Below are 11,612 nucleotides of genomic sequence, written 5' to 3' on the forward strand. Positions count from 1 at the left end.
CAAAGTTTTACTTTGGACCTTTTTTGGTAAGAATAAATTTTAACCGCTAATTCGCTAATTTTATCTTTCGATTGAGGGCTTTTAATTGGCGAATTAGCGGTTTTATTTTTTTAAATATCTCGTTTAGTCTTAAATAAACGTTTCTCAATTTTCTGTTAACGGTAAATTTAAACAACAAACTAATTTTATCTTTGTTTTCGAAAATAAAATACAATTTCCGTAAATATGAAATACACTACTTTACCAAATACTGATGTAAAAGTCAGCAAAATTTGCCTTGGAACCATGACTTTTGGGCAACAAAACACAGAAGCTGATGGTCATGCCCAAATGGATTATGCTTTAGAAAACGGAGTCAATTTCTTTGATACCGCTGAGATGTATTCGATTCCATCGCGTCAGGAAACCTACGGAAGTACAGAGAAAATACTTGGAACCTGGTTCAAAAAAACAGGAAAAAGAGAAGAAATAGTTTTGGCATCCAAAATTGCAGGACCCAATCCTAATTTTGGTTATATGAGGGAGAAATTAGATTTCTCACCAGCCAGTATCAAGTTTGCATTGGATCAAAGTTTACAACGCTTACAAACGGATTATATTGATGTGTACCAATTGCATTGGCCGGAACGCAAAACCAATTATTTTGGACAACGAGGTTTTAAAGTCCAGGATGATGCTTGGGAAGATAACATTCACAATGTATTGGAAACATTAGGTGGTTTTGTCAAAGAAGGAAAAATAAACCACATCGGACTTTCAAATGAAAATCCTTGGGGAATCATGCGTTTTCTGGAAGAAAGCAAATACAATAATCTGCCAAGAGTAAAAACGATTCAAAATCCATATTCGTTATTGAACCGACTTTTTGAAAACGGTTCCGCTGAAATTTGCCTGAGAGAAAATGTAGGTCTATTGGCGTATTCGCCTATGGCTTTTGGGGTTTTATCCGGGAAATTCCTTACTGGTAAAGCTCATCCAAATGCCAGAATCAAGTTGTTTCCGCAGTATTCCAGATACAACAGCGCACAAAGTACCGAAGCCACTCGATTGTATCAAGAAATAGCCAAGAAAAACGGACTGACCTTGACGGAATTGTCTTTAGCATTTATAAATCAACAACCGTTTGTAACGAGCACGATTATTGGCGCTACCACTTTGGAACAATTAAAGGAAAATATTGATACGATTCAGGTTACACTTTCGGATGAAATTCTAAAAGCAATTGATGAAGTTCAGGCTATAATTCCTGATCCGGCTCCGTAAAGTAATAAACCCTATCAGAGTTCAAAACTCTGATAGGGTTGTTTTTAATTAAAGATCAAATTCATCATCAACGGCTAAGGAATCCACTTTTATTTGTGTTGAATCTTGCACTTTGAATTTGATAAAAGATTTTGCAGGTCCTGAAATCAATATTGGTAAGGACTTGTAAATAGTGTCTTCAGGAGTCAAAAGCCCTCTTCGAAACATAATATTCGTTAGAAAAGATTCTTGTTTTACAGCAAAATCTTTCAACATTCCTTGATCGTTGAACTGATACATGAATTTTTTAGGACTTGGAATAATTCGGGCGAGATACAAGCATTCATTCAGCGATAATTCCGAAGGTGTTTTTTGGAAGTAAAACTGACTTGCTTCGCCAATTCCATATACATTTGGACCCCATTCAATAATATTAAAATAAACTTCAAGCATGCGTTCTTTGCTCACAATCCGATTGTTTTCCAGAATGTAAACCAGTAAAATTTCTTCCAGTTTGCGCGAAACTGTTTTTTCCCGACTCAGAAAAGCATTCTTTACTAGTTGCATGCTGATGGTACTGGCACCGCGGGAGAATTTTTTGGTTCTTATGTTTTTCACGATGGATTGTTTGAATGCTTCGGTGATAAAACCACGGTGCGAAAAGAAAGATGGATCTTCTGTAGTCAAAACCGATTTTCTTAAATATGGTGAGATTTGGTCTAACGGCGTATAATTTGGATTGGCAGAACCAACCAAAATCGGACGTTGCAACACATTTTTTATAAGTGCCCGATAGACAAATTCGCCATTAAGTTTGTTGAGATTGGCTTCGCCGTATTTTGTGATTTTTAGATTTTCTTTCTTCAATTTACTGTCAAAAACCAACTGATTGGGTCTGTTTTGGTTGAAGGCAAAATCCAATTTGTAATCAAAAGTACCAGTAGCTTCCATTCCTTGAAAGTGGGTAAATAAACCGTCTGGAAGCGAAGTAATAAAGTCCTGCGCTTTCATTTTTGTGATGTTTACTTTGAGCTTGTAAATCGTATCTTTTTCCGTTTCGTAAGCCAAGTAGGGATGAAATTTTATTTTATTCAACTGAACCGTTGAGCTACTGTCAATCGAAATAAAATCAGAACCCAATAAGAATCGGTAATCAAATTTGGCATTCTTGAGGATGACATCTTTACTGGCAATTTTTGGGTGGTTGATTTTTAAATTGGCAATAGCCATAAAACCATCAATATGCAATTCGCCACCGTCTTTATCTATGTTTTGAATATTTAATCGAATGGAGTCAAAGCTTGATTTCAGGTTGAAACGCTCGTCTAAATAGGGTATTTTGATTGCGCCAGTATCAATATTAACAAAACGGATATCGGCTTTTTTATTTCTTGGATCGGCAAATCCTTTGATTCTCCATCGTTGTGAAATGGTATTGGTTTGAACTTTTATTGAAGTTTCGAGTTGTTTATTGACCAATCGCAGTTTTTGGAAGTTGATGGTTGCTTTTTTCCCGTTATCATTAAGTCGAAAAGACAGATTGTCTAAAATCATATCCGTAGGTACTAAATTCAGTGCTTTTGAGATTATTCTGTAGGCAAACTGGGCGTAATCTCTTTTCTCGTCTCGTATTTCTGTTTGATTGTCTTTTTTTAGAAAAGCATCAAAATTTCTCACCTTTCCTTTTTTTACTAACTGGACAAAACCATTCTGGACTTCCAAAGTTCCAAGCTGGACATCGCCCGTTATGAGATGCCATAAATTAACGCTGGTTTTTAATTTTTGTATTTTAAAAAGAGTGTCTGCATTTTTTGGAACCAGTATTATTTCAGTAAGATTCAGTCCGGATAATCCGTTAAAAGAAGCTTTTTTTATCGTAAAAGTACTGTTGTAATCCACTTGCATTTCATTGGAAACTTTCGCTATCGTTTGTTGTAAAACGGCATCTCGAAATATATAAAAAGCAATAATTATAGTTACAAATAATACAAAAAGTATTTTTGCCGCTAGAATTAGTTTTTGTTTTCCGGTTTTCATAAACAGTTTAATAAGTAATACAATCTAAAATACAATGCGTTTGGAATCTCGGCCATAAAGAAAAGGAAAATATTACTAAAGGAAAGATTTTTATGGTTTTCTTTAGCATTTTGATTGTGGGAAATGATTTTTTTAAATAAAAAAACTACAACCTGTAAAGCGTTGTAGTTTCTAAATTATGGTATAGCAGCTAAATTAGTTTTATGGCTTTGGTTCTTTATACTCAAACGGATTATAAAACCGTCTTACTTTTTCCACAATTTGGTTTAAGGTCATTTTATCAGCTGTTTCTACTGCTTTTAGTTTTCCCGGTTCAATCAAATGATCCGTCATTAATTTTTGTTCCAGTTTAGTTTTGGTTTGTGCCGGGCCAAAAACAATAAGTTCATCTGATTTTTTTACGTACGAAAGAACTGATTTTATAAAATAATCCAGCTCTTGTTTTTTTCGGTCGTCGAATTTTTTGTCGCTATTGCCATGATGAACTCCTGAGAAAGTTCCTTTATTACCTTCGTCATTATGATGTACGCTGTTTTCAACCTCAGAATCTATTTCGGTAATTTTTTCTGTATCACCATCAAGAGCAACTATTATTGCTTTTGAGGAGTCTATCCAAATGCCAGTTTGTCTTTTCATGTCTTTGCTATTTAAATTAAAGTAGATTATTTTTTACTGTTTTATTGCAAAAGAATCGCGCTTAGTTGACTTATTAAAACGTGTTCTGATTTGTTTTTTCCTGAAAATGAAGAAGCTATGGCATTGGCAGTTTTTAGAATTAGGACATTAATTTCTGGAGTGAACAAGTGTTGATGTTCTTCTCTGAAAATTTTAAAGTCGGGAATCACTTGTTCCAATTCCCATTCATTGGCGACAAGCCAGTCAAAAACAATTTCGATTTCATAAGCAGTGTCATCCCCAAATTCATTGAAGCTCTTTTCAAGCGGAAGCCATTCCGTTTTTATGATTTGTTTCAGTTTTTCGATTTCCTCTTCGCGAATTGTTTTGTCTATGGCCGCAATAGAGTAGAACACTTTGCCTAAGTGTTCGTATAAATGAGTCATAGTTTGGTGAGAGGGTTTCATTTTATTTTCGTAAAGTATTGTAAAACATAAAGTTACAAAAAATAATGATTTCCTTTCCTGATTTGTTGTTTTTATTTAAAATAAGAAACACAGGAGTGCAATCTTGGAAATAAGAAAAGTGTTATTTTATTTTTGCCTCCAGTAAAGAAAGCAGATTGTCTGTTTCCAGTTTTTGATTGGCGTATTTTAATTGAAGTTCTGAACTTTCGCTCATTCTGTTGCAGTATTCCAACGCTTTTTTTGCAAAGAAGCGTTTATGGAAATCTGGAAGTTCAGGAATTTGAGGAAATTTTTTATGAAAAAGCATTTCATAATACGCTTGCCATTCTCTTTCGTTTTTGTCTTCAATCCAATTTTCCTGTGTTTTTTGACTCACGTGAATCATTTCATGCATCAGTAGATTGAGCATTAAGTGTAGCGGATATTCGAAAGTGTTTTCAGGAATACGGATGATTTGAGGTTCGCCAAACGCGCCTTCAGTTGTCATCAGGATAAATTCCGGTTTGGCTTTTTCCCTTAATTCGAAACCTTTGAAATTGGGGTTTTCTAAACCATATTCTTGTATTAAAAACTGGGCAGCAGCAATGGTTCCTCCAAGTTCATGATAGGTATTGACGATTTGTAAGAGTTCTGGATACGATTTCATTTTTCGTTGTGTTTTTAAAATTACCCAAACAACTCACTCGCCACATCTTCAATTTTGGCTACCAATCGAATTTTGATTCCGGTATTTTTCAGCGCAATTTTATTGTATTTGGATACAAAAATGGTCGAAAAACCTAATTTCTCCGCTTCCTGAATGCGTTGGTCCACGCGGTTTACAGGACGTATTTCGCCCGAAAGTCCCACTTCACCGGCAAAGCAAAAATCTTTATTGACTGCAATATCTTCATTAGAAGATAAAATGGCGGCTACAACAGCCAAATCTATCGCCGGATCATCTACTGAAATTCCTCCGGTTATGTTGAGGAAAACATCTTTGGCGCCAAGCCTAAAACCGGCTCTTTTCTCTAAAACGGCCAGAATCATATTGAGTCTTTTGGCATTATAACCCGTGGTGCTGCGTTGTGGTGTTCCATATACTGCAGTGCTTACCAATGCTTGGATTTCAATCATCAAAGGACGCATGCCTTCTAAAGTTGAGGCAATTGCGGTTCCAGATAATTCCTCGTCTTTGTGTGAAATCAATATTTCCGAAGGATTTGAAACTTCGCGTAAGCCATTGCCCAGCATTTCATAAATACCAATTTCGGCAGTGGAACCGAAACGGTTTTTTAACGAACGTAAAATGCGATACACGTGGTTTCTATCGCCTTCAAACTGTAAAACGGTATCAACCATGTGCTCCAATATTTTTGGTCCGGCAATGTTTCCGTCTTTGGTGATATGACCAATCAGGATTACCGGAATATTGGTTTCTTTGGCAAATTTGATTAGTTCGGCGGTGGTTTCCCTAATTTGAGAAATACTTCCGGGAGTGGATTCAATATAATCCGTATGCAAGGTTTGAATGGAATCGATAATCACGATTTCTGGTTCGATGGCTTCAATTTGCTTGAAGATATTTTGTGTTTTGGTTTCAGTCAGGATATAGCAATTGTCTCCGCTTGGCGTGATTCTTTCTGCACGCATTTTTATCTGCTTTTGACTTTCTTCGCCTGAAACATAAAGGGTCTTATACGGTAACTTTAAAGAAATTTGAAGTAAAAGCGTACTTTTTCCAATGCCGGGTTCACCGCCCAAAAGAATCAAGGAGCCAGGAACGATTCCGCCACCCAACACGCGATTAAGCTCCGCATCTGTGGTGTCCATTCGGATTTCCTGAGCAGAATCGATTTCGTTTATTCGTAACGGTTTTGGTGCTTTACTGCTTGAGGTAGTTTCGCTTTTCCAAGCTATTTTTTCCTGTTTTTGGATGATTTCCTCAGCTATGGTGTTCCATTCTTTACAAGAATTGCATTGTCCTTGCCATTTTGCATATTGTGCGCCACAGTTTTGGCAAAAAAAAGTTGTTTTTACTTTTGACATTGTCTTATTTTTTTTCTTCTACGGCATCTGTTATTTCGGATTGCTCTGTTTCTTTTCCTTTTTTGGCAAAGGATTTCTTTAAAGAATCCGTTTTTTCAAACATCATATCTTTGGTAAGCTGTCCAATTTCATTTTTCAAAAAAGCGTCTTGATAGTATTTTGCGGCTCTTTTTAAGTCGCCTTTTTGTTCAAACATCAGTGCCAATTCATAATCAGCAAGCATTGTTTTTGGGTAATTTTTTCTGGCTAAAATAGACAATTCTTCAAGTTCATTGTACATTTTGTTCTTTAAAATTGCGGATTCTATAGCATTAAAATCTGAAATTCTAACAGGAGTTCTTACGCCATAATATTTCTCCATGTCATCATATTTTTTTGTCAAATAAGAAACATAATCACTTGGCAACACTACGATTTTTTCATTGTATTCCAAGGTAGAAATTGCTTTGTAGGTTTCAAATAAATGGTATAAGGCATTTGGTATGGAATGCAGTACTAAAGAGTAGTGGGAGGCGCCAATAAATTGATCCTGTTTATAATGTAAATTTTCATTTTTTATAGTTAATATATTGGAATGTAGTATTTTAATTCCTTCTTGGTATTCTTTTAAATCTTTGTCAGAGTAGGACTGGTAATAAAAGACTGGGGAACTTACTTTAGATAATTGTTTTGCAATTTGCACTTCCATTCCGGTTGCCAGTTCTGGACTTAATGATATATATGCTCTGAAGGGAGAGGTTTCTTTGTATAAAAAAAAATTTAAATAGCTGGCAGTGAGGTCATGCCCAGCTATGGTTTTAAAGGGGGTGATTCTGTATTTTTTTTCTAAATTAGGCAATAGTTCGGTAGAAATAAAATCAAAAAATTTAGTGCCTTTTTCTATGGGATATCCAGTTGCATCGTCAATTTCGCAATCAGATTCCCGTTCCTTGTTTTTATTTTGATGAATTCCCACAATAATGGTTTCGGGCATTTCATCCCAATAATTCCCATAGGAAAGTGCCCCGTTAAAGGCATCAAAAAGATAATCGCCATCGAGTAAAACAAGTAAGGGGTATTTTTTCTCTTTATTTTTTTGGTAAGAAGCTGGTAATGAAACTGTGATTATCCGATTTTCACCTAAACTCTGTGATGCTATAGTGTCTGTACTTATTTGAGAAAATGTGGTTACGCAGAATAATAATGATAGAATGAGGAGGAATTTTTTCATGTGAAATGAATATTTTTTAATAATTTAGGTTGTTAAATAGATGACCAATATAGTAAATAATTTTTTCTACAGATGAATCTCTTTTTCTTTACATAAACGAATTAATTAAAATTTATACATTGAAAATTATGTAGGATTCATATTTATTTTTCCAGAGTTCCCTTTATTATATAATCAAAAAAGTACAAGCTTTAGATATAAGCTTGTACTTTTTTGATTATCGCAACATTGATTTTCGATATGAATTCTATCGTAATTATTAAAATTACGTCAAAGAATTGTCATTTTCATTTGGGAAAATAACCCAAGGTTTAAATGTTTTAGCCTCTTCAAATTCTATTGTGGCGTAAGAAATGATAATGATAATATCATCTTTTTGTACTTTTCTTGCTGCGGGTCCATTAAGCGTTATGGTGCCTGAATTCCTTTCGCCTTTAATAGCGTAGGTTTCAAAACGCTCGCCATTATTGATGTTAACAATAGAGACTTTTTCGCCTTCAATAATGTTAGAAGCGTCTAGTAATGATTCGTCAATGGTAATGCTTCCGATATAATTTAAATCGGCGCCTGTTACTTTTACTCGGTGAATTTTTGATTTTAATACTTGAATTTGCATGCTACAAAAGTAAATTAATTTAATGAAATGGTGTCAATCAAACGAATATTGTTGACTAATACGGCAATAAAAGCACGGTATTTTTTATTTTTATTTTTTAGTGTACATTCTAAGAGCGTTTCCTCATCAGCAATTACGAAATATTCCAGTGCAAAGTTAGGGTTATTCTCAAATTCTTTTTGGACCCATTCTGAAATTGTCAAAGGACTATCAGATGCGAATTTTTCTTTTACTTGGGTGAGGATTTTATAGATAATTGCTGCTTCATCTCTTTCTAATGCTGATAAACGTTCGTTTCTGGAACTCATTGCAAGCTGGTTGGATTCTCTGAAAATGGGACAGCCAATTATAGTTACTTTCAACTTGTTCTTTGCCACCATTTTTTTGACAATTTGTAATTGTTGAAAGTCTTTTTCGCCAAAATAGGCTCTTGTAGGTTCAATAATTTCAAAAAGGCGTTTTACTATAGTGCCAACTCCGTCAAAATGACCCGGCCTGAATTTTCCTTCCATCTGATTTTCAAGTCCATCAAAATTGAAAGATTGAGATTGTGGTGTACCGTCATAAATATCTTCAACAGTTGGAGCATATAAAATGATCTTTGGGTTTAAAGCAGTAAGTTTTTCTACATCTTCGGCTAATGTCCTTGGATATTTTGCCAAATCTTCGGGATTGTTGAATTGAGTTGGATTTACAAAAATACTCACAGCAGTATATTCGTTTTCCGAAAGGGATTTTTGCATTAAAGCCAAATGTCCTTGATGTAAAGCACCCATAGTTGGAACAAATCCAATGGTGGAATTTGAAGTTTTGATCGATTTCAAATACTCTCTCAAAGCCGCTTTTCCATAGAAAATATTCATGGTGGTATTGTTTAAATTAGATGCAAACTTAATATTTTAGTTAATAACTGCATAAATTTTTGTAATTTTGCTTGGTTTTTATTGCCAATAAATTAAGTAAATTACAATATGAAAGATAAGAGGATATTATATGTATCATCTGAAGTGGTGCCTTATCTCGCTGAAAATGAGGTCTCTTTAATGTCTTATGACGTGCCAAAAATGATTAATGATCAAGGTGGACAGATAAGAATTTTTATGCCAAGGTATGGAAATATTAACGAGAGAAGACACCAGTTGCACGAGGTAATTAGGCTTTCTGGGATGAATTTGGTGGTAAATGATTTAGATATGCCTTTGATAATAAAAGTAGCATCGATTCCTAAAGAAAGGATTCAGGTTTACTTTATTGACAACGAAGAATATTTTAAAAGAAAGGCTACATTCGCGGATGAAGAGGGCGTTATGTATCCGGATAATGATGAAAGAGCTATCTTTTTTGCAAAAGGAGTTGTAGAAACTGTAAAAAAATTGAATTGGGTTCCTGATATTATTCATGTACATGGTTGGATGGCGGCTATGTTGCCTATTTACATGAAACATTTTTATAAAAATGAAGCCTTATTCTCAGAAACTAAAATTGTTACTTCTGTTTACAGTCAGTCTTTCGAAGGGACTTTGGATGTCGAAATGATTAATAAAGTTAAATTTGACGGCGTGCCGGATGAAGCAATTGTAGACCTGGCTATTCCAGATTACGAAAATATCATCAGAACAACGGTAATGCATTCTGACGCGGTTATTATTGCTTCAGAAAACCTATCTCCAAGTTTAACAAAATTTATAGAGTCTTCGGGTAAACCTTTTTTACCTTTCACCCCAAAAGATAGATTCGCTGAGGCGTACACTAATTTCTATAAAAACGAGGTTCTGTAAATTAAACTTTTATTTTAAATATGCACAATAATTTTTTTTTAAAAAGCACACTGGTCTTATCCTGTATTGTTCTTCTTTGTTCATGTGACAAAGAATATAATGGCATTGGAGATGAATTAATCGGTGAAAATCATTTTGATTTTAATAAATATACTTCAAACGTAATTGCCTATAATCAGAAGATTGATCCTATTCAGTCCAATGGTCTTGAAGTAAATGCATTGGGAATACTGGATGATGCCGCCTTTGGAACTACGACTGCGAATTTTGCAACACAATTAGTGTTGCCAAGTGTTAATCCAACTATCGGAGCAAATCCCGAAATTGAAAGTGTAGTGTTGACCATCCCGTATTTTAGTACTTTGAAATCAACAGACACTGATGGGAATAATGTATATGAATTAGATTCTATTTATGGACCAAGCGATGCTAAAATCAAACTTAGTGTTTATGAATCCGGTTATTTTATGAGAGATTTGGATCCCGTAGGTGGATTTCAACAAGCTCAAAAATATTTTACCGATCAGAATAGTGATTTTAACGATCGTAAAGTTGGAAATCGTTTGAATGATGCTGCTGATGCCATTCAAAATGATGCTTTTTTCTTTGATAAAGCTGAATATGTTGAGTCAACAACCGATGCGGATGGCAAGGTTACAAAGACAAGAAAGGTTCCTGGAATGCGTTTGAATTTGAATAAAGCTTTTTTCAAAACAAAAATTATTGATGCTGTTGCGTCCGGTAAATTAGCGACCAACGATGTTTTTAAAGATTATTTCAGAGGGTTATATTTTAAAGTAGAGAAGTCAGGGAGCAGTCCAAGTAATTTAGCAGTGTTGAATTTTGCATCTGGACAAATTACTATAAAGTACAAAGAAGATTTGTCTACTACGACCTCAGGAGTTACCACTGTTAGCCGAGTAGAGAAATCTATACTGCTTAATATGTCTGGAAATACAGTGAGTTTGCTGGATCAAAGTAATGTAAATACGGCTTATACAAATGCTACAAATAGTCCAAATGTAACATTAGGAGATGAAAAATTGTATGTAAAAGGTGGTGAAGGTTCAATGGTTATACTTGACCTTTTCAGTACTGCAGGCGAATTAGAAACAATTAGAAATAATGGTTGGTTGATTAATGAGGCTAATTTGGTTTTTCATGTTGATGCCAGTGCAATGGCGGGTAGTTACGAGCCTAATAGAATCTATTTGTATGATTTAAATAATAACCGACCTGTTGTAGATTATTTTAATGATCAAACAGAAAGTTTAGATACGAAAAAATCCAAATTAATATTTGATGGAGTTTTAAACAAAGCCACTGGTGCCAATGGCAGAGGTTTGACTTATAAAATCAGAATTACAAATCAAGTACGAAATCTGATAAGAAATGCTGATTCAACTAATGTAAAATTAGGAGTTGTTGTAACTGAAGATATAAATAAAATGATTTCGTATAAATTAAAAACCGCAAACGCTTTTACTTCTCAAGCGCCAAAAGCATCAGTCATGAATCCATTAGGAACTATTTTGTTTGGTACTAATATTCCTATTGGTACAGCTAATTATGACAAAAGATTGAAATTAGAAATCTATTATACAAAACCTAATTAAGGC

General features: G+C 34.5%; 11 protein-coding genes. 3 read left to right on the forward strand and 8 right to left on the reverse strand.

The window, feature by feature from the left end:
* The first annotated feature begins 225 nt into the window (after positions 1 to 225).
* Positions 226 to 1,263 (forward strand): aldo/keto reductase, encoded by a 1,038-nt coding sequence (locus tag BMX64_RS12485; RefSeq protein WP_091172360.1) that lies wholly within the window; start codon positions 226 to 228, stop codon positions 1,261 to 1,263.
* Positions 1,264 to 1,311: 48 nt separating this feature from the next.
* On the opposite strand, the gene BMX64_RS12490 is transcribed toward BMX64_RS12485, so the two are convergent.
* From BMX64_RS12490 to panC, 8 genes are all read right to left on the reverse strand, one after another.
* Positions 1,312 to 3,279, reverse strand: coding sequence for a transglycosylase domain-containing protein (locus tag BMX64_RS12490; RefSeq protein ID WP_091172362.1), 1,968 nt, complete (start codon positions 3,277 to 3,279; stop codon positions 1,312 to 1,314).
* 201 nt (positions 3,280 to 3,480) lie between these two features.
* Positions 3,481 to 3,915: a hypothetical protein gene (locus BMX64_RS12495; protein WP_091172364.1), complete on the reverse strand. Its 435-nt coding sequence runs from the start codon at positions 3,913 to 3,915 to the stop codon at positions 3,481 to 3,483.
* A 41-nt stretch (positions 3,916 to 3,956) separates the two neighbouring features.
* The gene (locus BMX64_RS12500) at positions 3,957 to 4,340 is read right to left on the reverse strand and encodes a hypothetical protein (RefSeq protein WP_091172840.1); all 384 of its coding nucleotides are present in this window, start codon (positions 4,338 to 4,340) and stop codon (positions 3,957 to 3,959) included.
* Positions 4,341 to 4,482: 142 nt separating this feature from the next.
* Positions 4,483 to 5,007: a hypothetical protein gene (locus tag BMX64_RS12505; protein ID WP_091172366.1), complete on the reverse strand. Its 525-nt coding sequence runs from the start codon at positions 5,005 to 5,007 to the stop codon at positions 4,483 to 4,485.
* A gap of 20 nt (positions 5,008 to 5,027) precedes the next feature.
* Positions 5,028 to 6,389, reverse strand: a complete 1,362-nt coding sequence (gene radA, locus BMX64_RS12510; protein ID WP_091172367.1) for a DNA repair protein RadA — start codon at positions 6,387 to 6,389, stop codon at positions 5,028 to 5,030.
* Positions 6,390 to 6,393: 4 nt separating this feature from the next.
* The gene (locus BMX64_RS12515; RefSeq protein ID WP_091172369.1) at positions 6,394 to 7,599 is read right to left on the reverse strand and encodes an alpha/beta hydrolase; all 1,206 of its coding nucleotides are present in this window, start codon (positions 7,597 to 7,599) and stop codon (positions 6,394 to 6,396) included.
* 265 nt (positions 7,600 to 7,864) lie between these two features.
* Positions 7,865 to 8,215 (reverse strand): aspartate 1-decarboxylase, encoded by a 351-nt coding sequence (gene panD, locus BMX64_RS12520; RefSeq protein WP_091172371.1) that lies wholly within the window; start codon positions 8,213 to 8,215, stop codon positions 7,865 to 7,867.
* A 14-nt stretch (positions 8,216 to 8,229) separates the two neighbouring features.
* Complete coding sequence (panC, locus tag BMX64_RS12525) at positions 8,230 to 9,078, reverse strand: pantoate--beta-alanine ligase (RefSeq protein ID WP_091172374.1); 849 nt, start codon at positions 9,076 to 9,078, stop codon at positions 8,230 to 8,232.
* A gap of 108 nt (positions 9,079 to 9,186) precedes the next feature.
* Between panC and BMX64_RS12530 the strand changes: the two genes are divergently transcribed.
* The gene (locus BMX64_RS12530; RefSeq protein ID WP_091172376.1) at positions 9,187 to 9,993 is read left to right on the forward strand and encodes a glycogen/starch synthase; all 807 of its coding nucleotides are present in this window, start codon (positions 9,187 to 9,189) and stop codon (positions 9,991 to 9,993) included.
* Between the two features lie 20 nt (positions 9,994 to 10,013).
* Positions 10,014 to 11,609 carry a BamH family beta-barrel-assembly machinery protein gene (locus BMX64_RS12535; protein ID WP_091172378.1) on the forward strand — a complete coding sequence of 532 codons (1,596 nt, stop codon included), beginning with the start codon at positions 10,014 to 10,016 and terminating at the stop codon, positions 11,607 to 11,609.
* Positions 11,610 to 11,612: the final 3 nt, after the last annotated feature.

The organism is Flavobacterium sinopsychrotolerans (genome assembly GCF_900110375.1).
Classification (GTDB): Bacteria; Bacteroidota; Bacteroidia; order Flavobacteriales; family Flavobacteriaceae; genus Flavobacterium; species Flavobacterium sinopsychrotolerans.

Excerpts from the sequence above, each read along its gene's own strand:
- BMX64_RS12515 (WP_091172369.1), bottom strand. The coding sequence starts at position 7,599 with ATGAAAAAATTCCTCCTCATTCTATCATTATTATTCTGCGTAACCACA.
- BMX64_RS12530 (WP_091172376.1), top strand. The coding sequence starts at position 9,187 with ATGAAAGATAAGAGGATATTATATGTATCATCTGAAGTGGTGCCTTAT.
- BMX64_RS12490 (WP_091172362.1), bottom strand. The coding sequence starts at position 3,279 with ATGAAAACCGGAAAACAAAAACTAATTCTAGCGGCAAAAATACTTTTT.
- BMX64_RS12500 (WP_091172840.1), bottom strand. The coding sequence starts at position 4,340 with ATGACTCATTTATACGAACACTTAGGCAAAGTGTTCTACTCTATTGCG.
- BMX64_RS12485 (WP_091172360.1), top strand. The coding sequence starts at position 226 with ATGAAATACACTACTTTACCAAATACTGATGTAAAAGTCAGCAAAATT.
- panC (WP_091172374.1), bottom strand. The coding sequence starts at position 9,078 with ATGAATATTTTCTATGGAAAAGCGGCTTTGAGAGAGTATTTGAAATCG.
- BMX64_RS12505 (WP_091172366.1), bottom strand. The coding sequence starts at position 5,007 with ATGAAATCGTATCCAGAACTCTTACAAATCGTCAATACCTATCATGAA.
- BMX64_RS12535 (WP_091172378.1), top strand. The coding sequence starts at position 10,014 with ATGCACAATAATTTTTTTTTAAAAAGCACACTGGTCTTATCCTGTATT.
- radA (WP_091172367.1), bottom strand. The coding sequence starts at position 6,389 with ATGTCAAAAGTAAAAACAACTTTTTTTTGCCAAAACTGTGGCGCACAA.
- BMX64_RS12495 (WP_091172364.1), bottom strand. The coding sequence starts at position 3,915 with ATGAAAAGACAAACTGGCATTTGGATAGACTCCTCAAAAGCAATAATA.
- panD (WP_091172371.1), bottom strand. The coding sequence starts at position 8,215 with ATGCAAATTCAAGTATTAAAATCAAAAATTCACCGAGTAAAAGTAACA.